This is a genomic window from Asaia sp. As-1742 (genome assembly GCF_011753235.1).
Lineage (GTDB): Bacteria > Pseudomonadota > Alphaproteobacteria > Acetobacterales > Acetobacteraceae > Asaia > Asaia bogorensis_B.
On the sequence record NZ_VWWA01000001.1, the window covers coordinates 60,062 to 81,889 of the forward strand.

A 21,828-nucleotide genomic window follows, 5' to 3' on the forward strand; every position below is an offset into this window, starting at 1 on the left:
ATTCGCTGCTCAAGAGCGAAATACTAAGTAACAATCCCCTCTGTATCGAGTGCGCGTCATGTCTGCAAATAACTCACAGCTATCTCATGACGTTTTGATCGTGGGAGCTGGTCTTGCCAGTCTGACACTGGCCAAGCAACTCCTCGACAGGCAGCCGTCGCTCGATATCTGTATCGTCCACAACCGCAGATTTCCCTACCCGGAGCGGGTACACAAGGTTGGCGAATCAACGGTCGAGATCGGCGCCTATTACCTCTCCAACATCATCGGTTGCAAAACTCACCTGGAGCAGGGCCATCTTCGCAAGATGGGGCAGCGATTCATACAGACCCAGGGCTTGCAAGGTGATGCCCCCTATCGTGAACTCGGCCTGACATTCTATCCCCACCACAGCACTTTCCAAATCGACAGAGGTCGACTGGAGAACCACCTGCGCGAGCAACTGGGCAAGCGTGTCAGCTTCGTTGAGAACAGCCGGGTGCTCGACATGACGGTCGGGGAGGGGCAAAACGCCGTTTCCATCCGCGATCATGAGGGCATTATATCAACCCGTTCAGCACGATGGGTTGTCGATGCGTCCGGGCGTGGGCGTGTGCTCATGAAGCAGTTCGACCTGCAGAAAAAAGCGCAGGTGAATCATTCGTCCGTGTGGTTTCGTGTGGGCGGAAACGTCGATATCAACGAGTTCATTATGTCGTCAGTCCAGGCGAACCCGTTTGCCGACGTTGCTGAGCGCGCACACAGCACCACCCATCTGGTTGGGGATGGCTACTGGGTATGGATCATTCCTATCAACGCACAGACGACGAGCATCGGTATCGTCTTTGACAATGCGCACCACCAGTTGTCAGATATGAGTTCCTACCCCCTGGCAACCAGGTGGCTGAGGCGTCATGAGCCGCGGCTTATGGATTATCTCGAACTCAAGGCGTTCGAGGTTCTGGATTTCATGATGCTGCGCAATTATTCCTATCTATCGGCCCAATACATATCGCGTGATGGCTGGGCCCTGACCGGGGAAGCCGCCGGTTTTGTCGATCCTATGTATTCCAATGGTACGGATCTCATCGCCCTTGCGAACACACTGATCACGAATGCAATCACCCGACCTGACGGCATGGATCTTGTGGACCGCATCAATGGGCTTCTGGATGAGGTTTATAAGGGGTTTGACTATACGCACCGTGAGTCACTCGGTAACTTTAGTCGCTGGAATCAGATCTTTATCAAGACAAACTGGGACTCCTGTTTCTACTTCATGTTCATGTGCGTGCTTTTCATGAATGGGAAATTCGAAGATATTGATTTTATTGAAAAAATTCACGGAATGATTGCTGAGTTCTACCGGATCCATTTCGGGGTCATGGATTACCTTCGTCACGCTGACAGGGGCGACGATTATCGTCTGCCGGACTTTATTGACTTGGCCCGGACGATTCAGGATCACGCGAATGGATCGATCATGATGAGTGACAAATCCAATGATGCTGTCGAGGCGCGCCTCGAGCAGAATCTCGAGATCTTGCGTAAACTGGCAGCGTCCATCACTCAGTCCGGGACATTCGATGAATGTTTCCGCAAACCGGAACTGGTGTTGAACGCAGCCTGAAGCGCGGGTTTCCCCTGTTGGCATGAACGGGCAGGATCAGCGGTCTTTCTTCGGTCTCCGGGCGATCTACGCCAAGGCCATCGGATAAGGGCCACGTCTTGCATCGCCCCATTTCCTATACGGCTATATCCTCTATAGATGACCTATATGATGGGTATTGGGCGGCGGGACAGGTTTCGCGCCCCGGAGGAGAGGCAGATGAGGCGTGATGCAATCGAACGGCGTGTGAAGCAGGGGGCGGGGGCAGAGCCAGCCGATCTCGTCATACGCAATGTCAGGCTGTTCGATCTGGTCACGGGTGACCTGCTGCCGACCGATATCGCGATCTGCGGTGATCGTGTCGTGGGTATTCTCGATACCTATGAAGGGGTGCGTGAGATCGATGGTCAGGGACGCATTGCCGTTCCCGGCTTCATCGATACGCATCTGCACGTTGAATCGTCGCTGATTACGCCATTCGAGTTTGATCGCTGTGTGCTGCCCTATGGCGTGACAACGGCGATCTGCGATCCGCATGAGATGGCGAATGTGCTGGGCGGCGAAGCCTTCGCGTATTTTCTCGAATGCGCCACCCGCACCGTGATGGATCTGCGCGTCAATCTGTCGAGCTGCGTGCCGGCCACGCCGTTCGAAACCTCGGGGGCAGTTCTCGATGCTGATGCCCTCTCGCGCTACCGGTCCCATCCCAAGGTGATCGGGCTCGCTGAATTCATGAATTTCCCGGGCGTGCTTTCATGCCAGCCCGATTGCATCGACAAGCTTGTGGCTTTTGCGGGTGAGCATATCGACGGTCATGCGCCTCTTTTGCGTGGGCGCAAACTCAACGGCTATCTGTCTGCTGGTATTCTGACGGACCATGAGGCCACGCTGGCCGATGAGGCGCTCGAGAAGATCCGCAAGGGTATTACCATCCTCATTCGCGAGGGGTCGGTTTGCAAGGATCTGGCAGCGCTGGCGCCTCTGCTGACCCCCGAGACCTCCCAGTTTTTCGCTTTCTGCACCGATGACCGCAATCCGCTCGAGATCGCGCATGAAGGCCATATCGACTTCCTGATACGCCAGGCCATTGCGCTTGGCGTTGCGCCGCTTGCGGCCTACCGTGCGGCGTCGCTTTCGGCCGCGCGTGCTTTCGGCTTGCGCGATCGCGGGCAGATTGCCCCAGGACAGCGTGCCGATATCGTTCTGCTTGATGACCTCGAAACCTGTCAGGTCGCGCAGGTTTTTTCGGCGGGGCGTCTGGTTGACGAGGCGTTGTTTGCAGCGCGTGAGACGATCGACCCGCAGGGATATGGCACGATGCGCCTCGCCGCGCCGATCACTGCCGAAGATCTGGTTATCGCGGCACCGGGGGAAAACCGGCCGGTCATCGGTATCGTGCCGGGGCAGATCATAACGGACTACCTGCGTTTTGATCTGCCCGTGCAGGGTGGGGCGGTTCAGCCAGACCCGACACGTGATATCGCGAAGATCTGTGTCATCGCGCGGCATGGCAAGAATGATAATATCGGCCGCGGTTTCGTTAAAGGCTTTGGCCTGAGCACCGGGGCGCTCGCCTCATCGGTGGGGCATGACAGCCATAATCTTTGCGTCGTCGGGATGAATGACAGTGATATGGCGCTGGCAGTCGCGCGACTGGCCGAACTCGGTGGTGGCTTCGTGGCGGTCAGGGAGGGTCATGTCGTGGCCGAATTGTCCCTGCCATTGGCTGGACTTATGAGCGACAGACCCTTCGAGGTCGTACGGGCCGATCTGGAAAAACTGCGTGCGGCAGTCGGCGCCATGGGGGGCACGCTGGAGGAGCCCTTCCTGCAACTCGCGTTCCTGCCGCTGCCGGTCATTCCCCATCTCAAGATCACAGATCTCGGGATGATCGATGTGGATACCATGTCACTGGTATCCTGAACGTCAGACAAACAAGGCTGATCAGGGCTGCGCCGGCATGCACCGGCGCAGCGCCTTGCTCAGAAATTGGTGGTGAACTGGCCGCCAATCACAGCGGCATCGTTGAAGGTGGTTGTGGCACCGGGATGCTGCAGATACTGGAAGTCAAACTGCAGCGCCGTGGCCCGTGCCAGATGCACGCTGTAGAAAGCTTCCCAGACCTGTTCCCAGTTCTGCACGCCATAGACGTTGCCCCACTGATTGGACACGAAAGGCAGCCCCAGAGCGACTGAGGATTCCTGCTGCAAGCGCACCGAGCGGCTCATGTTCATATGCTGGAACATGACACCGATCTGGTCGAGCGGGCGATGCCACGGTGTGCCACTTTGCAGGAGGCCGATCCATTCGTGGTCACGCATGGCCACCACATTGCCCTGGGCATAACCGACACCGCCGATGACGATCAGACCATCCGCCAAACCCTTGCCACTGCGCATGAGCATCTGGTCGAACATGAACCAGCTGGACCACATTCCCGACTGCTGGCGTGCGCCCAGGCCGCTGGCCTGATAGGAGCCGCCGTAACGGTCCTCATAGAGATGCGGGTAGCGTGAATTGTCGTAATAGAACCCGACCTTGTAGTGACCCAGCAGCTTGTCCTTGCCGAATGCGGGATCCCAGCCAGCCTCGAACTGAGAGCTGAGCTTGCCCAGACCATCCTGGGCAAGGGCCCAGCCTGACACGCCGCCATTGAAGGAATGCGGGCTGACGGCAAACAACCCACCCATAAGATAGGTGCGCTCCGTCGGGCGTACGCGCAGCACGGCGCCGATATTGGCAGAGGGCCAGTCGCGTCCGCCCGGCGCATATTTGCCTGGCGCAAAATTGCCGCACACGCTGACATTCATGAAGTTACAGGCAAGTGCATCGAAGTCGAAGAACGTCCCGGTGGGGATTACACCGGCGGAAAGAATGACCCTGTCATGCAAAAAGGTCTTGTCAGCATACATCGAGACAAGATGGGCGACGACATTGCCACGTGCGCCGTAGATCTGCTCGGGGTTGGAGACATAGTCGCCCAGCGAGTAGCTGAAATTGCGACCATGGCCGTTCACAACCAGCATATGGGTCCAGAACCCCTTGAAACCTGCCAGCTTCTGCCAGTCGATGTCGAGTTCGGCAGCAACCTGACCGGCAAAGACATTGTCACGCGTGCGTCCACCCGTGAGATTGCCCATATATTCCTCGTTGAGCGCCACGTTGAGGAAGATACCGCGCTTTTGCATCCAGCTTTGCGCCCCGCCCCAGTCACCCAGAAGATGCGGATTACCGTAGAGGGAAGGAACAAGGGGGCCGATGGGCACAGCGCCCTGACCGGCAATGGGAAAACCCATGGCGACGTAGTCGTCGCTTTCGAGGGTCTTGGCCGTCTGCGCCTGGGCGTGAACCTGTGTGGCCGAGACCGCACCGAGGGCGAGTGTCAGTGACAGGACGACAGAGGCTCGCCATCGCCTTGCGGGACGCCTTGAGTGGCCCGCAAAGGGGCTCGGGCCGGATGGGCTGGAAGGGGTATGCGGGATCAGTTCTGTTCTGCTCATCACTCTGACTGGTCTGAGTTGGCCGCCGCCTTGAAAAGGCAGCGTGATTGAACAAGGCATTAACAGAAAGACATGTTCGCGCAATACCAAGAAAAAATACAAGATTCCGTGTGATATTGTTACAAACCCATGAGAGTGTTGCGTGATTTATCACGCACTACCCTTTGCTCCTCATGCTTCATAGGTTTTGCGCCCGCCAACCCAGATCTCACATACGGTAAGTCCGGCATCCATCACCACCATGTCGGACAGCTTTCCGCAGTCGAGCGTGCCGCGGTCATGAAGGCCGAGATAACGCGCCGGGTTGCTGCTCACCAGTGCGCTCGCTTCAGGCAGGGAGGCCCCATGGGCCACAGCATTGCGCAAGGCCTGATCGAGCGTCAGCACGCTGCCAGCCAGCGAACCGTTCGGCAGGCGGACCACGCCATCCTTGATGACCACATCCTGACCACCGAGCGAACTCGGGCCGTCAGGCTGACCCGCGCCACGCATGGCATCGGTCACAAAAACCAGACGATCACGCATGACGCGTGAGGCGAGCCGGAAATTGGCCGGATGCACGTGATGGGTGTCGAAAATCATTTCCGCATAGCTGGCGTCATGACACATCAAGGCGGTGACCGGGCCCGGATTGCGGCCCTCCACAGGCGACATGGCATTGAACAGATGCGTCCCGCCGCCGACCCCTCCTGCCGTGCAGATGCGGCAAAGGGCGGTCACGCTCGTTTCGTAATCTGCCGTGGTATGGCCGAGACTGACACGGACACCGGCAGCAGCGAGTCGATCTATGGCCTCATCGGCGTGCTCTATCTCGGGTGCGAGAGTCACCACGCGCACGCATCGGGCTGCCAGCACATCATCGAGCTTGTCGGAGGTGGGGGCTATGGTGAAAGGCGGTTGCGCCCCGAGCTTGTGAGGGCTGACAAAAGGGCCCTCCAGATGGACACCATGAATACGCGGCTCATCGGAACCGGGATTTTCCATGATGCCGGCCACATCATGAAGCGCGCGCATGACATCGGCCCAGGGACGGGTGATTGTGGTTGGCAGGATTGTGGTCGTGCCGTGCTGCATATGAAATCGTGCGAGCGTTCTGATGGCCTCGGGGCCATCCATCGTGTCAGCGCCGCCCCCGCCATGTACGTGCCCATCAATGAAGCCGGGCAGGATGTAACGATCGGTCGCCCCGGTAGCCGGCTCGATGGATCGGATCACTTCATCGAAGGAAATGGTACCGGGCATGATACGATCTGGCAGGACGATCTGTCCGGTAAGATGGGTAAGCACGATCCTATTCTCCCTGTGAGAGCCCGACGCGGCCATAGCGGCGGGCGTAACCGAGAATGATGAGATAGGCTGGAATGACGATCATGGCGAACATGCCCTGAAAGCCGAAGACCGGTTTGAGCCAGACATAGAACTGGGGCACGACCGCACCGCCGCTATACGACATGACCATGATGGCCGAGGCCATGGCCGTGAGATGACCGGCGCCGCGTATGGCAATCGGGAAAAGGGTGGGCATGATCATGGCATTGGTCACACCCAGCAGTGCGACGCAGAAAACGGAGGTATAGCCTTGGGTCAGTACCGCCAGAACGGTCAGCACACAGCCGACAAGGCAGGACAGCTGCACATAGACTTCCTGCCGTATGAACCGCGGTACGATGATGAAGCCCATGATATAGCCGACCAGCATCCCCGTCAGCGTCAGGGCCGTGAAGAATTTGGTCTCATCCAGAGGCAGGCCAAAGCTTTGCCCATAGGTGCCAATCGCATCGCCCGCCATCACTTCGATGCCGACATAAAGGAACATCGCAATGAAACCGAACACCAGATGCGGCTTGAAGAAGCTTGGGCTCGCGCCATCGCCTGTCTGGATTGGGGGGGCTTCAAGATTGGGAAGGGGGGCGAAGGCCACGATGGCGGCGATAATCACCAGAATGCCGGCCATGCCCAGATAGGGCAGATAAAGCGCCTGCACGAAATTGTTGAGCAAGGCTTCACGGACAGCAGGGTCGGTAGCAGATTGGGCTTTCTCTGCGACGGCACCGATATTGCGCATGACCAGTAGGCCAAGCACGATGGGAGCCAGTATGCCGGCCGTCTTGTTGCAGATTCCCATAATCGAGATGCGTTGCGCCGCACGATCGGCTGGCCCGAGCAGGCTGACCAGCGGATTGATCACCACCTGCATGAGCGAGATGCCGGCGCCGAGAATCAGCAGGCCGGTCAGAGCCCCCGGATAGATACGCCAAGCCACAAATTGCCCGAAAACCGCGACGCCGAGAGCGGAGACGAGAACGGAGAGTGTGAGTCCCGCCTTCAGCCCCAGTCTTTGCGCAACCAGCGAGGTCGGGATCGAAAAGAGGAAGAATGAGAAATAAAACGCTAGTGGAATGAAAAAGCTGCTGAACTCACTTAGTGAGAAGGCGACGCGAACGAAGGATATGAGCGGCCCATTCAGCCACGTCACGAAACCCATGGCGAAAAAGATAAGGGCAGCAATGGCCAGGGCGCTATAGCCATAGGAGCCGACCAGCCTGTTGTCATCCGGGGGGAGCTTGGACATCTTGTCTGAAATTCCTCATCTGAACGAGGGTATTTATTTTAAAAAATAAACTAACGGGATTATAGGTAAGATGCTGCGATCAGGCCAGCATCATTTGCAAGTTTCGCTTTCACAATAATCGGAGACTGCGATTGTTTCACGCCCGGACGTGCGCAGAACCTTGGGCGGCCCCGATGAGGCGCATTCCGGTAGAGAATCCGTAGTATCGACGATCATCGATTTCAGCGGGCAGGATTCCTCTCGCGCTGACACGCTCTTGGATATCTGCCCGCTGCGCAGGCTCGTTAATCCCCGGCTGTGGGGAGAAAAAGATGCTTCAAGGCTGTTGCGAGCATATTCAACACGCGCAGCTCTGGTTTTGATCGAACCCGGCATCAGACAGGCAGCTGTCTGAAGTTGAAAATTGACTTCCGAGCCAGATTGGATCAGGCCTTTAGAGGGCTGCCTGGCGGCGTACCACAATCCTGATGATAGAAAATCCGCGATAAATTAAGAGAATGAAATAAAAAATGTTCTCGATTGGCCATCACCGAATCCTGAGCGTGCTCAGTCGCTCCGGCCCACAGAGCCGCACCGATCTTGCGCGTATACTTGACCTGAGCAAGGCGAGTGTAACCGCCTTGGTGCGTGAGTTGATAGAGCGTCGGATTCTTGACGAGAGAGAGCGTGTTTTCGGTTTTGGCCGTCCGTCTGTCATGCTTGGTCTCAGGCAGGATGCTGCGAGCTTTATCGGAATCTCGTTACAGGCCGACCCGGCCTGCGCTGTGCTCACGGATCCGCATGGTCGCATCCATGCGCAGCTGACTTTCCCCCTCGTCAATGATGTCGAGGCCAGTCTCGCTGCCATGTCGTGTGCAGTAAAAAGGATCATCGATATGGCGACGCCTGATATTGGCGCGATTGCCGGTATCGGTATTGTTATTGCCGGGATCGTCTCTTCGGACAGTCAGACATGCCTTGCCTCAGCCACGCTGGGTTGGAAGGATGTGGAGATTGGCTCCCGCCTCAAAGCGATGACCAATCTGCCGGTTTTCGTCGAGAATGACGCCAATGCGCTGATCGTGGGCGAGCAACTTTTCGGCAATTCAGGTGACTTGCAGGATTTCAGCCTGGTTTTTGTCAGCGAGGGTATCGGTGGTGCCCATATCATCAATGGCCGACTGCATCGCGGGCGACACGGTGGGGCAGGCGAGATGTCGCATTCGCCCATTGCCATTGACGGCGTCGCTTTACCGTGCCGTTGCGGGAATACGGGATGCCTCGAAACCCTTGCGGCGCTGCCCGCAATTCTGGGTGCTGCGCGCCGGGCAGGTTTGCCCGATGATATAGCAGGTATTGTCCAGATGGCGACTGACGGGCACCCTGAGGCCCTGACGATATTGCACCGGGCAGGCACGGCGCTAGGCGTCGCGCTCTCGCAGGTCATCCAGTTTGTCGACCCTGCTCGTATTGTTGTCCGTCTGGATCCGAATCTGGTTGAAAGTGTGTTTGCTCGCGCCCTTCGACAGGCTGTTGAGGCGCATGTTCTCAGGCGTGACAGCTATCATACAGAGCTATTGCTTTCATCTCTCCTGCCGCTGGATTTTGCGACTGGCGCCGCCAGTCTGGCGGCCCAGCATTTTCTTTTTGGCAACGCGAATCTCTGATCGACCAATATGGTCAGAAATTCATCGCGTATCCTGTCAAAAAGCGGCTGGTGAGTACCTGGCGCCGTTATGCCGCAACACAGGCTATTTGACGGCAGACGTGCTGGCTGGGTCGATGAAGGAAACGGGCAGGGCGGAGAGGCGAGCAATATGGCATCGGATCAGGATCGTGACGTCCCGGGTGTGAGACGTGATATTCCGGCGAATACCAGAGGATCAAGCGCTCGTTCCGGGCAGACAAGCCTGGAGATCTGCGTTGACGATATGGCGGGGTTTGAAGCGGCCCAGCTTGATCAGGTCGAACGCATCGAACTCTGCGCAGCGCTAGACCTTGGGGGCCTTACGCCCTCTGGCGGGTTTTTGGCGCAGGCGCGGCGCTCCCGCGTGCCGGTGTTTGTGATGATCAGGCCGCGAGCGGGTAATTTTATATTTTCTCCCGCAGACATTGCCCAGATGGAGAACGATATCGCGCTCGTACGGGAGGCGGGTATGGATGGTGTCGTGCTGGGTGCCGCCCTCGAAGATGGGGCGCTCGATTATGCGCTGCTCGAGCGACTGTCTCTCGCCTGTGGGAGTCTGCACCGGCAACTGCATCGTGTTTTCGACCTTACACCCGACCCGATTGCAGCACTTGATGTGGCGATGGATCTGGGGTTCGAGCGCGTACTGACCTCAGGGCAGGCCGTTCGTGCGCCCGATGGGGCGGCCTGTTTGCGCAGGCTGAATGATCATGCGCGTGGTCGTATCGACATCATGGCTGGCAGTGCTGTGCGCCCCGACAATGTGGGCGACCTGATTGCGTCAAGCGGCGTGAAATCGTTTCATGCCTCTTGCCGGATAGAATCAGCAGTGCAGGATGGGCGACTGGATCATTTCGGATTCGCAGCGTCTCACGCTGTGACATCTTCTGCGGAGATCCTTCGGCTGCACGAGGCGATACGCACTGCATGCCCGGAGTGACCTGCTTCTGAAAAAGGATTGGGCCTGATGTTTCTCCCGAAAAGGGTAATCCACTCCGGGGTTGCGCTTGGCGTATTGCTGGCTGGCTGTGCCGCGATCCGACCTGCCTTGGCTGCGCCATTGACCCCGGTTTTCATGCCCCAGCCTGCCAGCGTTGCTCTGGATGTGCAGAGCCTTGCGCTTACGGCGCTGCCGGATATTCGCTGGTCACACGCGCCCACCCCCTTGCTGAAACGGGCTGCTGCGCGCTTCAGCGCACGTCTCGCAGCGGCTGGCGTTCGCCCCGCGACGAGTCATGGGCCCACGTTCACGATCGACGTAGGGCGAGACCCTGCCTATCTGACGCTCGACGCGCATGAGGCCTACAAGCTGGATATCTCTGCCAAGGGTATCAGGCTGACTGCCGATGGCCCTGCTGGTGTAATCCACGGTTTTGCCACGCTGCTGCAGATGCTGGACACGAGAGGCACTGCACCGGTGATCGCGCAGGGGCGTATTGTCGATGCGCCACGCTTCAAATGGCGCGGTCTCATGTTCGACGTTTCGCGTCATTTCCAGTCCACCGATACCATCAAACGCCAGCTGGATGCGATGGAACTGACCAAACTCAATGTCATGCACTGGCATCTGAGCGATGGAACCGGCTTCCGGGTGGAGAGCAAGCGCCTGCCACGCCTTCAGGAACTCGGTGGGCATAGCCGTTACTACACGCAGGATCAGATACGCGAGATCATCGCCTATGCCGCCGACCGGGGCATACGGATCGTGCCGGAATTCGACGTGCCGGGGCATACGCTCTCTATTCTGGCGGCCTATCCTGAGCTTGCTGCGCAGCAGCCCGTCGTGACGATGAAAGACTGGGTGAAGGATTGCGACGTCGCCTCGGGTAATGGCGAAACAACGACCCATTGCGCGAAGCACCCTAACCTCAACACGCCGGCAATGGACCCGACGAGCCCCAAAGTGCTCGAATTCGCCCGTATCCTGTTTGCCGAAATGGCACGGCTTTTCCCGGATCGCTATTTTCATACCGGGGGTGATGAGGTGGTATCCAGCCAGTGGACAACCAACCCGCAGATCACGGCCTATATGCAGGCGCACGGCTACAAGGATGCGCCTGCCATGCAGGCGGCCTTTACCGCAGAGATCGAGAAGCTCCTCGCTGCGGATGGCAAGATCATGATGGGCTGGGATGAGGTAAGCGAGGCCCCCATACCTAAAAATGTCGTTGTTGAGGCCTGGCGCGGCTCCAAATGGATCGGCTCTGCCACGCGTGTCGGTCATCCGGTGGTCGTGTCATCGGGGTATTATCTCGATCTGCTCAATCCCTCGACCACACATTATGCCGTTGACCCGTTCGATACGCGTGCCGATGGTCTGGCACCCAATCCGCCGGGGCAGAAACCTCGCCCGCTTGACGATGCCTTTACGCTCGATCCCAATGCGCCGCCGCTGGATGAGGCTCAGAAGAAACTGGTGCTGGGTGGTGAGGCACCGCTCTGGACGGAAGTCGTGTCTGATGAAATGGTCGATGCGCGTCTTTGGCCGCGCTCTGCCGCCCTAGCCGAGCGCTACTGGTCCGATCAATCGGTAAGAGACCCGCAGGCCCTCACAAGCCGCCTTCCGCTGGTCATGAATATGCTTGAGACATTCGGTTTGGAGGCGAGCGATCATCAGGCCCGGATGATCGCCCGCCTGACCCCGCAGAACATTACGCCATTGACGCAGCTGGTCGCGATCACCGTGCCGGTGCGCAATTATGCAATCAACCGGCTTGCGAGCCACAAGGGTGATGAAATCCTGAGTTCTCCTGCAGCAATTGCAGGGCCGGACAGCTTTGAAGGGAACGAATTCAACGCGCTTGCGGCGCGCTACAAGGCGGGAGATCGTAGCGTTATCGCCGCGGTGCAGGGCCACCTTTTACGCTATATCGGTAACGACAAGGCGTTTCAGGCTTTACCTGCGCAGCCAGTCATTGATGAGGTGAAGCCCGTTTCGGCTCAGATCGCGGCGCTGTCACAGCTTGGCCTGGACGCCATGCAGCCGGGCAGGAAAAGCAAGGCCTGGCATGAGCATGCCGAGGCACTCCTTGCCGAGCAGGATGCCGCTTACGCCGCGAGCGCTGACCACGAAGCCTCGAACCATACGAACCAGCCCCCGGGAGGGCTGTTGATTGCTATTGTGCCCGGCATAAAGGCGCTGGTCGCCAGCACCGACTGAAAAAAAGGGGCTCCGGATGATTATTCCGGAGCCCCTTTTTCATTCAGGAAAATATTCCGGGCGTTGATATGGAAGGAGCAGCGCCCCTGGATACGCCGCGCCACGAAGCTACATGGGGAACAGGCTTAAAAATGCGCCTCGGCACACGGGATTTTCAGCGCGGGCGGAAGTCTGCACTGCGTCTCGTCTGCTCTGTCAGGGCAGAGGCGCTGGCCTCGTCCAGAATGACCGTGCAACGGTCATGAAGCCGAATGGCCGACGCGCTGACCTGCGGTGTGACATCGCCCTCAAGGGCGCGCGCCACGATATCTGCTTTGGCAGAACCAAGCGCAAGAAGCAGGAGATGTTTCGCTTCGAGAATGGTTCCGACGCCCATCGTCAGGGCCCGATCAGGCACCTTTTGAGGGTCACCACCGAACATGGCAGCGTTCTGCTCACGGGTGCGCTCATTGAGCGTGACACAGCGCGTGCGCGTGTCGAATGGCGAGGGCGGCTCGTTGAAGCCGATATGCCCTGTATCGCCAATGCCGAGTAATTGCAGGTCAATCCCGCCTGCATTGCGTATCGCCTGCTCGTAATCCGCACATTCCTGCGCAAGATTAGCGGCGACCCCGTTTGGAAGGTGTACGTTTGTCTGGGAAATATTGACGTGACGAAAAAGCAGATCGTTCATGTAGTAATGATAGGATCTGCGGTCATCGGCAGAGAGTCCAACATACTCATCAAGATTGAAGCTGGTCGTGCTTGAAAAATCGAGCCCCTGTTTCTGGTGTAGTCGGACCAGATCCCCATAGACGCCTTCCATGGTCCGCCCTGTCGCCAGGCCAAGCACAGGCGATGCGCAGGAGGTCATTACCGAGGCGATTTCGGCAGCGGCGAGTCGCATGGCGGAGCCGGACTCTGGCATGATAATAAGGCGCATGGACGGTCATGATCCTGTGTTGTGAGGCCCCTGAGGCATCCGGGGCGATACCGATTCCATCTCCTGATAAGACCTCCCCCTTTGTTTATCGACATAAATTAAGTAAAAATCGCGGGAACGACACTCAAACGTGACGTAACAAGGGTTTTCTGGCGTAAATTTTCCTGAACGCCAGCAAATCACTTAGTTTTTTCAATAAACAATTGCAGGGTGAAAATCAGCCGTCTAACGTTTTGCAAGAACGCGGAACGATACGGACGGACAACAAACAGTTCTTTCAATCGCGGCCGATTTATTTTGAATCCTCCACGCAAACGGGAGTGGACCATGCGCCATCTAAGACGTGATCTCCTTGTTTTCTGTTCCGCCATCGCAATTAATTCTGCGGCCGAAGCTATGGCCGCACCGGTAGCAGATCAACCCGAGGGAAGCGCTCAGCACGCAAAAGCCAGGGCCCCGGCACCCGTGCAGAAAGCCGGCTCCGGGCATCGCCGGGCGGGAAGTGCGACTGAGGGTTCTGTTCTGGGGCCCAACCCGCAGGCAGAGGAAATCTCGGTCAGATCATCCAGCCGTCATGCGGATGGGACGACCAATACCACGCCGGGCGGCGGGTTGATGCCAAAGCAGACTGCGCCGCGCTCACAAAGCGGGGTGACGCGCGACTTCATCGCCAAGCAGGCGCCCACGGGCAATATCTCGTCGATGATCGCCAATCTGCCGGGCGTGGTCTATGCCAATCAAAGTCCGCTCGCGACGGCGGGTGACAATATCACCATGCGTGGCATGAACCAGAGCCAGATCGGCTATCTGTTTGAAGGTGCACCGCTGGCTGATCCGATCAATTACGAGCCTTACACGGCGATGCTTGTCGATACGGAAAATCTGGGTTCCGTGACGGTCTCACAAGGCTCGCCCGATCTCAATGCGCCGACATTCAACGCGGTTGGCGGGCAGATTTCAGCGACAGCGCTGAACCCGTCGCACAAATATGGTGGCTTCATCAATCTGATGGGAGGCAACAAGAGCGCCAACAAGGAATTCCTCCGTCTGGATACGGGTGATATCGGCCAGACTGGCATTCGTGGTTTCGTATCGTTTTCGCACCAATCGAACAATAACTGGCGTGGTCCCGGCGGGCTGAAGCGCTACCATGTCGATGCGAAATTCGTGAAGGAATGGGGGGATGGCAACTCGATCAGCGCCATCTTCGGCTTCAACAAACAGGAGCAGACGCCTTTTCGGTCGCCAACGGCGGCCCAGTGGAAGCAATGGGGCGAAGGGCTGACCTATAGCGACCACTACACGCCGGGGGATGCCAGCTACTACAAGCTTCAGTTGAGCAATCTGAACTCGCAGGATGTCGTGGTGCCCATGCATTTCACGCTGGCACGCGGGCTCAAGCTGAGTGTCACGCCTTATTATGTTCACCAGTTCGGCCCCGCTGTGGGTGGTGAGAATATTCCGGCATCCGGTGGTACTTTCGGGACGCAGATCTATGGCAATCTGAACCAGCCTTACGTTACCAACGGCAAGATCACGACGGTTGCGGTCGATCCGTGGAACCAGAAAGTCGGTGCCATCAATACGTCTCTCGACTGGACTTCCGGGCACAACACGCTGTCTGGCGGTTACTGGTATTCCTATGCAACGCATGAGGAGCACTCGACCTTCGCGACCGTGGATTTCTCGGGCAAGGCTGCCAATTCCTATGGAGCCTATGGCATCCGTGTGCCGGGCGGTGATCTGCTGAGCGGCTACAACCTCAATTTCATGCAGCAGATCAACGCGCTGTTCATTGCCGACACGCTCAAGCTGCTCAATGACAAGCTGACACTGAGCGCGGGCTTTCGTACGGTCATGGTGTCACGTCAGGGGACGAATGACGTGCCCGGGGCCGATCCCTACAAGACAGTGCGCAATTACTTCGCCCCCTTGCCACAGGTGGCCATCAGCTATGCGCTTACATCCAAGGACCAGATCTATATCAACGGCACGACCTCGTTCCGTGCGCCGGCTTCGGTGCAGGCCTATAGCCAGATTTTCGATCCCAACTCAGTTGGGGCCACATCACAGCCAGGCAGCCTGAAGGGCGAATACGGTATTGGTGAGGAAATCGGTTATCGCCATAACGGCACGCTGATCCATTTTCAGGTTTCGGCGTTCAACATGAACCTGACCAATCATCAGGTAAGCTCCACCTCCTATATTCCTGGCACCAACACGCTGGTTTCCATGCCGATCAATGTGGGTGGCGAGACGATCCGCGGTATTCAGGGTGAGCTGGGGCTCAAGCCTTGGCATCATTTCAGCCCGTATGTCTCGGCCCAGTACCTGCACGCGACAACGGATAATAATCTGCCTGTCTCTGCGACCAACGCAGCGGGTCAGTCCGTCATCGATTATCTGCCAACCGCGGGCAAGACGATGGTGGCCACACCGCATGTGACGGCGTCCGTCGGTCTTGCCTATGACGACAACAGGCAGTTTTTCGGGAATTTCAGCCTGCGTTATATCAGCTCGCAATATTCCACGTTCATGAATGACCAGCGCATGCCGGGCTATGTCGTGTCAGACATCACGCTTGGTTATCGCCTGCCTCATGTCGCGCATTTGAACGGCCCGAAAATCCAGCTCAATCTGGTCAATATCGGCAACAACATCTATCGTTCCGCACCAGCCAGCTTCGTCACCAGCGCCCAGAGCCGCACAGGGATTTACGGCAATCAGACCAAGGCTGGCTCACCGATCTATCTTGTTGGTGGCAACTTCGCGGCTCTGGTTTCACTCTCGACCGGGTTCTGATCCGGGGTGGATGAATAACCGGATCGACTTGACTCATCGCCCTCGCCCGGAGAATGTCCGGGCGCGTTTCAATGGCCTAGAGACGGGAAACACGTGCGGAACAACGATATTGTCGCCATTGATGGCGGCGGCACGAAAACACTTCTTCTGCGCGTCAGACCTGACGCCTCCCTTGCTGACATACGCAAGGCCGGTGGGTCCAACCCGTTTGACGTGCCAGAGTGGCGGAGCGTGATTACAGGGCTGCTGGAGGGTCAGCAGCCCTATATTCGTGCCGCAGCTTTCGGCATGGCTGGATTTGGCGAGAGCGGGCGGCTCAGCCGCGAACTGGCGCAGACGCTTGGTGCAGCCTGTCCGGCGCCCCATGTCATCCATAATGATGTCGATATGGCCTGCCGGGGTGCCTTTCTGAACGGGCCGGGCGTGCTGCTGCTTTCTGGCACGGGGTCGATGGCCTGGGGGCAGGATGAACAGGGGCGGACAGCCCGTGTGGGTGGCTGGGGCAGTCTCTTCGGCGATGAGGGAAGTGCCTACTGGATCGGGCGTCTGGCCCTTGCGCATCTGGCGCAGGTTCTGGATGGGCGCCTCCCTGACGAGACCGGCTTTCAGGCGCGTTTTGCGAGGATGCAGGGCTGGCCGGAGGAGACCGCCGGTTGCACGAGCGCTCTTCAGGAATGGTATGCAGGGCTGCACGAGGCCAGACCGGCCGTGGCAGCCCTTACAGCAGAGCTGGGGCGACTTGCAGAGCAGGGATGTGTCGTCTCGCATGACCTGTTTGCGCAGGCGGCAGAGCACCTTGCGCGGCATGTTCATGCCCTGCGTCACAGGCTCGGCGCACCGCATCTGGCATGGAGCTATGCCGGGGGAACCATGCGCAGCCCTGTCCTGCGCGAGCGTATCACGCAGCAATGCGGTGCGCCTGTCGCGCCGGGTCTGCCCCCCATCGGGGGAGCCGTGCTCGTTGCCGCTCAGCTGGCGGGCTGGGTTACGGACAGCGCCTTTGTCGCGCGCCTGGGTGAGGCGCTGGAGGCTGCCGGGATCAGCTAGGGCGCTTCGGCGCTCTCGCAGCTTCTATCGCGTAACAACGATGACGACGTGATGGCAAGGCGTGCCTCGCCGGTCTAGGGTGGCGAGATCACGCACCGGAATGGAGCTTGCGATGCGCGTCGCGCTTGGACAATTTATCGTTTCGGCCCAATGGGAAGAAAATCTTGCCATAGCGAGCGGGATGATCGCGCAAGCCCGATCGGGTGGCGCGAAGCTGCTTGTGTTGCCCGAGGGAATATTGGCGCGCGATCCGGCGGACCCGGATCATGTACTGCGCACGGCACAGAAGCTGGATGGCCCGTTTGTGAGCGGGCTGCTGGCGGTCACGCAGGATATCACGGTCGCGTTTTGCGTGAACGTGCCTGATGGGGCAGGGCGGTTTCACAACACGCTCGTTGTCATGCGCGATGGGGCTATCCTGACCTGCTACAGAAAGCTGCATCTTTACGATGCCTTTGCCATGCAGGAATCACGCCTGATTGCCCCCGGCCATGACCTGCCACCTGTTCTCGATATCGGTGGCGTAAGGATCGGGTTCATGACCTGCTACGATGTGCGCTTTCCGGAAATCGCGCGTCATCTGGCACTCTCGGGTGCGGAGGCGATTGTTGTGCCTGCTGCCTGGTTACGCGGGCCCGGCAAGGAGCGGCACTGGGAAATCATGCTGGCGGCCAGAGCGCTCGAAAACACCTGTTATGTGCTGGGGGCGGGCGAGTGCGGTCCGCAGAATATCGGCAACAGCATGGTGATCGACCCGCTTGGCGTGGTGGTGGTCGCACAGGGCGCCCGGCCGGGGCTGATCATGACGACACTCGACCAGAGCCATGTGCAGGAGGTCAGGCGCATATTGCCCGTGCTCGAAAACCGGCGCTTCGCTGCGCCTGTTCTGCGCGACGATCTTTGAGAGTGCAGCGAGGATGCAGGGCGTGGTCGCCTCTTTCTGGCGACAGTGCTGCCCTTGCAGCGCTCTCACGAAGCGGTGACCTCTCGCGAGCTTGAGTAAACCCGACCGGCTTTTTCATGTTTATCTCATGAATAACGTTAAACGGCACAGTAATTCTGTTGCTGATAACGGCTATACTGAGTTCGGGCGGATAGGCCCAGACATCTCTTAAGATGTCGCCCTACCGTCTGCTGGAAAGGTAGATAAGATGTCGGGAAACAAGGCAGGTCCTCCATTTCGCGAACGCTATGGCAATTTCATAGGCGGACAGTGGCGTGAGCCAGTTTCTGGCCAGTATGTCGATAATCACTCGCCAGTCGATGGTCGCGTACTGTGCCAGGTTCCCCATTCCACCCCCGCTGATGTCGATATGGCGCTCGATGCCGCCGAGCAGGCGCGTGAATCATGGGGCCGGACCTCGGTGGCTGACCGGGCGCTTCTTCTGCTCAAGGCGGCAGACCGTATGGAGACCAATCTCGACCTCATTGCCCGTGCCGAAACCTGGGATAACGGCAAACCGGTGCGTGAGACGCTCAACGCCGATATTCCGCTGGCGATTGACCATTTCCGCTATTTTGCCGGGTGCATCCGGGCGCAGGAAGGCAGTCTGGGCGAGATCAATGACACCACCGTGGCCTACCATTTTCATGAGCCGCTGGGTGTTGTCGCGCAGATCATTCCCTGGAATTTCCCGATCCTGATGGCTGCATGGAAGCTGGCGCCTGCGCTTGCCGCCGGTAATTGTGTGGTCATGAAGCCCGCCCAGACGACGCCCGCCAGTATTCTGGTAGTAATGGATATTATTGGTGATCTGTTTCCGTCGGGCGTACTCAATATCGTCAATGGCAGCGGGCGCGATGTGGGGGATTACCTCGCTAAAAGCCCACGCATTGCCAAAGTGGCCTTCACGGGTTCGACCGGCGTGGGCAAGACCATTGCTCATGCCGCGGCAGAAAACCTTATTCCTGCAACGCTCGAACTGGGTGGGAAATCCCCCAATATCTTCTTTGCCGATGTGATGGATCGTGATGATTCCTATCTCGACAAGGCCATTGAGGGTTTTGCCATGTTCGCCCTCAATCAGGGGCAGATCTGCTCCTGCCCGAGCCGAGCCCTTGTGCATGAATCAATCTATGAGCGCTTCATGGAGAAAGTGTTGCCGCGCGTGCGGGCCATCAAACGGGGCGACCCGCTCGATCCCGCCACCATGATGGGGGCCCAGAACTCGCAGATGCAGCAGGACAAGATCCTGTCCTATATCGCTATCGGCAAGGAAGAAGGGGCCGAGCTTCTGACTGGCGGCAAGGCGGCAAAACTTGGCGGAACGCTGGATGACGGCTTTTACATCGAGCCGACTGTGTTCCGTGGCAACAACAAGATGCGTATTTTCCAGGAGGAGATTTTCGGCCCCGTTCTGGCGGTGACGACCTTCAAGACCGAGGAAGAGGCCCTGGCCATTGCCAATGACACCGAGTTCGGTCTGGGTGCGGGCGTATGGAGCCGCGACGCGAACACCTGCTACCGCATGGGGCGTGGGCTACAGGCCGGGCGCGTATGGGTGAATTGCTACCACGCCTATCCCGCCCACGCGGCCTTCGGTGGCTACAAGAAATCCGGTATCGGTCGCGAAACGCACAAGATGCTGCTCGACCACTACCAGCAAACCAAAAACCTGCTGGTGAGCTACAGCGAGACGAAACTCGGTTTCTTCTGAAACGGGAGGGGAGGGGCCGTCGCCCCTCTCCAGGCACGGGGCGACAAACCCCGTGCCCGACCGTCTTACTTGGACGTATCGTTATAAAATGCCGAGACGTCACGCGTGAGCGCGGCGCGGCTGGCAGGGCGGGTATAGAGCATATGCCCGCCTTCATAGAGATGCAGCGCAATGCGATCGGCCCCGACCGGGATATGGTCCTTGGTCCAGCGCGTGGTGCCGAACGGGCAGGCCATGTCGAAATAGCCATTGGCGATGAAGATATGCAGGCTGGGGTCGAGTGCCAGCATCTTGCGCAAAATACCGACCTGATCGGTCAGTTGTGAGCCGGAACTGGTGAACTTCCAAGCGCCGTTCACTTCCATGCTCAGCAAATCATAGGTGAGGTCGGTCTTGTAGCCGAGCTCATTGGCCAGATAGCCGCTATAGGCATTGCCATAGGCACGACCGAAACCGGACAGCGTCATTTCCGGGCTCTGGCCGTTCTCGATGCCATCGGCGTACGGGTCAGGGATCGACTGGGTGAAGTCGTAGATGCCGTACAGGCGGCCATCGCGGCTGCGCACGTCATGCGCAAACGGGTTGGGCTCGCCCATTTCCTTGGTGATGACATCCACCGGCAGGCCGGTGCGGGCGGCTAGATCGGTATAGAATTTCCTCGCGTCATCCCCCTTCGGCGGGGCATTGGCGATGGTGGTCAGATACGGCCCGAGTGCATAGTGATAGGCTTCATCTACCGCCTGCGGCGTCAGCTTGCCGGTTTGTGACAGATGCGAGGCGATGAAGGTGGGCAGCGCCATGGCCGAGGCCATCGGGTTGTTCGTGTTGTCCAGAAACTGCATCTGGATGGCGGGTGAGATCATCACGATGCCATTGACGATAAGGTTCTGCTGCTGCTGCAACGCATCGGCCACCTGTGCCGAGCGGATGCCGCCATAGCTCTCACCCACCAGATAATGCGGCGAGCCCTGACGCCCGTTTTCACCAACCCAGAGCGCAATAGCCTTGGCGAAAGCCTCGCCATCCTTGGTCACACTATAGAACTGCTCGGCCGCCTTTTTCGGGTCGGTCGGCTGCGAATACCCCGTGCCCACGGCATCGATGAAAACCATGTCGGTGGCGGGCAGCCAGCTATCCGGGTTGTCGGCCAGATGGGCGCGCGCGCCATCTTCCGGATGATCCGCAGGGAATTGCAGCACGCGCGGGCCTGCTGCACCGAGATTCAGATAGGCTGTGCCTGCGCCGGGGCCGCCGTTGAAGAAGAACGACACCGGGCGCGTCTGGGCGTTCGCCCCGTCCTTCGTATAGGCCACATAAAAGACCTTGGCGGAGGGCTTGCCCTCCTTGTCACGCAGCGTGACCGTGCCTGCATGGGCAGTATAGGCAATGCTCTGCCCGCCTGCGGTCAGATGATGCTTGGTGATGGAATCTGCAGGCAGCAGCGCCGCCAATCCCTCCTTCGGTGCCTCGCTCTTGGCGGGCTCAGCCGCGTGGGCGGCGGGGAGAAGGGGAAGGGCGAAGCAGGCCGAAGCCAGCAACGCCGCAACAAGAGTCTTGCGCGACATGCAAAGTCCTTTCGAGTTTGGAACAGTATAACAATCTCGGAAGGGGGTGCAATGTGGGGCATGATTCTGCGACGCAGCGGGGGTGAAATAAGCCGATACGCGTAGGCATGAGTATATAGAATTGAGATATCATAAAAAACTTTTAATTGACGTAGATAAAATATATCAGTTGTATTCGAAGAATTTATTGACGGACTCTTGAGGAGTTTAAATGGTGAGCGGTACAATAGATATCAAGAATTTGAGGAATATCACGAGGCTTCGCTTTGAGGTGCCTGATCGGGGTGTTTGGCTTCTCACTGCCGCCAATGGGTGTGGGAAAACTTCTTTATTGGGTTGTCTGCACCGC

General features: G+C 58.3%; 14 protein-coding genes. 9 read left to right on the forward strand and 5 right to left on the reverse strand.

Translation table 11 applies throughout. The annotated features are described in order from the left end of the window. The first annotated feature begins 58 nt into the window (after positions 1-58). Complete coding sequence (locus tag F3J08_RS00210) at positions 59-1,609, forward strand: NAD(P)/FAD-dependent oxidoreductase (protein ID WP_166927993.1); 1,551 nt, start codon at positions 59-61, stop codon at positions 1,607-1,609. A 198-nt stretch (positions 1,610-1,807) separates the two neighbouring features. Further along, positions 1,808-3,511: an adenine deaminase gene (ade, locus tag F3J08_RS00215; RefSeq protein ID WP_166927994.1), complete on the forward strand. Its 1,704-nt coding sequence runs from the start codon at positions 1,808-1,810 to the stop codon at positions 3,509-3,511. A 59-nt stretch (positions 3,512-3,570) separates the two neighbouring features. Here ade and F3J08_RS00220 read toward each other — a convergent pair whose 3' ends face one another. The 3 genes from F3J08_RS00220 to gluP form a co-directional block, all read right to left on the reverse strand. Continuing rightward, positions 3,571-5,088: a carbohydrate porin gene (locus F3J08_RS00220; protein WP_166927995.1), complete on the reverse strand. Its 1,518-nt coding sequence runs from the start codon at positions 5,086-5,088 to the stop codon at positions 3,571-3,573. A gap of 171 nt (positions 5,089-5,259) precedes the next feature. Then, entirely contained in the window at positions 5,260-6,330 is a 1,071-nt protein-coding gene (nagA, locus tag F3J08_RS00225; protein ID WP_240149072.1) for an N-acetylglucosamine-6-phosphate deacetylase, read from the reverse strand. 49 nt (positions 6,331-6,379) lie between these two features. Next, positions 6,380-7,660, reverse strand: coding sequence for a glucose/galactose MFS transporter (gluP, locus tag F3J08_RS00230; RefSeq protein WP_166927997.1), 1,281 nt, complete (start codon positions 7,658-7,660; stop codon positions 6,380-6,382). Between the two features lie 509 nt (positions 7,661-8,169). Between gluP and F3J08_RS00235 the strand changes: the two genes are divergently transcribed. The 3 genes from F3J08_RS00235 to F3J08_RS00245 all read left to right on the forward strand — a co-directional run bounded on the left by F3J08_RS00235 (position 8,170) and on the right by F3J08_RS00245 (position 12,486). Next, positions 8,170-9,306, forward strand: a complete 1,137-nt coding sequence (locus F3J08_RS00235; protein WP_122039703.1) for an ROK family transcriptional regulator — start codon at positions 8,170-8,172, stop codon at positions 9,304-9,306. A gap of 150 nt (positions 9,307-9,456) precedes the next feature. After that, entirely contained in the window at positions 9,457-10,266 is an 810-nt protein-coding gene (locus F3J08_RS00240) for a copper homeostasis protein CutC (protein ID WP_166927998.1), read from the forward strand. A gap of 27 nt (positions 10,267-10,293) precedes the next feature. After that, positions 10,294-12,486 carry a beta-N-acetylhexosaminidase gene (locus tag F3J08_RS00245; protein WP_166927999.1) on the forward strand — a complete coding sequence of 731 codons (2,193 nt, stop codon included), beginning with the start codon at positions 10,294-10,296 and terminating at the stop codon, positions 12,484-12,486. A gap of 154 nt (positions 12,487-12,640) precedes the next feature. On the opposite strand, the gene nagB is transcribed toward F3J08_RS00245, so the two are convergent. Further along, positions 12,641-13,408 (reverse strand): glucosamine-6-phosphate deaminase, encoded by a 768-nt coding sequence (gene nagB, locus F3J08_RS00250; RefSeq protein ID WP_166928000.1) that lies wholly within the window; start codon positions 13,406-13,408, stop codon positions 12,641-12,643. 327 nt (positions 13,409-13,735) lie between these two features. On the opposite strand from nagB, the gene F3J08_RS00255 reads away from it, so the two are divergent. From F3J08_RS00255 to F3J08_RS00270, 4 genes are all read left to right on the forward strand, one after another. Then, on the forward strand, positions 13,736-16,210 hold the full coding sequence (locus tag F3J08_RS00255; protein WP_166928001.1) for a TonB-dependent receptor: 2,475 nt from the start codon (positions 13,736-13,738) through the stop codon (positions 16,208-16,210). Positions 16,211-16,303: 93 nt separating this feature from the next. Then, on the forward strand, positions 16,304-17,257 hold the full coding sequence (locus F3J08_RS00260) for a BadF/BadG/BcrA/BcrD ATPase family protein (RefSeq protein ID WP_166928002.1): 954 nt from the start codon (positions 16,304-16,306) through the stop codon (positions 17,255-17,257). 112 nt (positions 17,258-17,369) lie between these two features. After that, positions 17,370-18,161: a deaminated glutathione amidase gene (locus tag F3J08_RS00265; protein WP_166928003.1), complete on the forward strand. Its 792-nt coding sequence runs from the start codon at positions 17,370-17,372 to the stop codon at positions 18,159-18,161. Between the two features lie 247 nt (positions 18,162-18,408). After that, positions 18,409-19,914: an aldehyde dehydrogenase family protein gene (locus F3J08_RS00270; protein ID WP_166928004.1), complete on the forward strand. Its 1,506-nt coding sequence runs from the start codon at positions 18,409-18,411 to the stop codon at positions 19,912-19,914. A gap of 65 nt (positions 19,915-19,979) precedes the next feature. Here the strand turns inward: F3J08_RS00270 and F3J08_RS00275 are convergent, their stop codons facing one another. Then, complete coding sequence (locus F3J08_RS00275) at positions 19,980-21,479, reverse strand: S10 family peptidase (RefSeq protein WP_166928005.1); 1,500 nt, start codon at positions 21,477-21,479, stop codon at positions 19,980-19,982. Between the last annotated feature and the right edge of the window lie 349 nt (positions 21,480-21,828).

What these genes read in the sequence shown, in the direction of transcription:
- F3J08_RS00210 (WP_166927993.1), top strand. Translation starts at nt 59, where the DNA reads ATGTCTGCAAATAACTCACAGCTATCTCATGACGTTTTGATCGTGGGA.
- ade (WP_166927994.1), top strand. Translation starts at nt 1,808, where the DNA reads ATGAGGCGTGATGCAATCGAACGGCGTGTGAAGCAGGGGGCGGGGGCA.
- F3J08_RS00220 (WP_166927995.1), bottom strand. Translation starts at nt 5,088, where the DNA reads ATGAGCAGAACAGAACTGATCCCGCATACCCCTTCCAGCCCATCCGGC.
- nagA (WP_240149072.1), bottom strand. Translation starts at nt 6,330, where the DNA reads ATGCCCGGTACCATTTCCTTCGATGAAGTGATCCGATCCATCGAGCCG.
- gluP (WP_166927997.1), bottom strand. Translation starts at nt 7,660, where the DNA reads ATGTCCAAGCTCCCCCCGGATGACAACAGGCTGGTCGGCTCCTATGGC.
- F3J08_RS00235 (WP_122039703.1), top strand. Translation starts at nt 8,170, where the DNA reads ATGTTCTCGATTGGCCATCACCGAATCCTGAGCGTGCTCAGTCGCTCC.
- F3J08_RS00240 (WP_166927998.1), top strand. Translation starts at nt 9,457, where the DNA reads ATGGCATCGGATCAGGATCGTGACGTCCCGGGTGTGAGACGTGATATT.
- F3J08_RS00245 (WP_166927999.1), top strand. Translation starts at nt 10,294, where the DNA reads ATGTTTCTCCCGAAAAGGGTAATCCACTCCGGGGTTGCGCTTGGCGTA.
- nagB (WP_166928000.1), bottom strand. Translation starts at nt 13,408, where the DNA reads ATGCGCCTTATTATCATGCCAGAGTCCGGCTCCGCCATGCGACTCGCC.
- F3J08_RS00255 (WP_166928001.1), top strand. Translation starts at nt 13,736, where the DNA reads ATGCGCCATCTAAGACGTGATCTCCTTGTTTTCTGTTCCGCCATCGCA.
- F3J08_RS00265 (WP_166928003.1), top strand. Translation starts at nt 17,370, where the DNA reads ATGCGCGTCGCGCTTGGACAATTTATCGTTTCGGCCCAATGGGAAGAA.
- F3J08_RS00270 (WP_166928004.1), top strand. Translation starts at nt 18,409, where the DNA reads ATGTCGGGAAACAAGGCAGGTCCTCCATTTCGCGAACGCTATGGCAAT.
- F3J08_RS00275 (WP_166928005.1), bottom strand. Translation starts at nt 21,479, where the DNA reads ATGTCGCGCAAGACTCTTGTTGCGGCGTTGCTGGCTTCGGCCTGCTTC.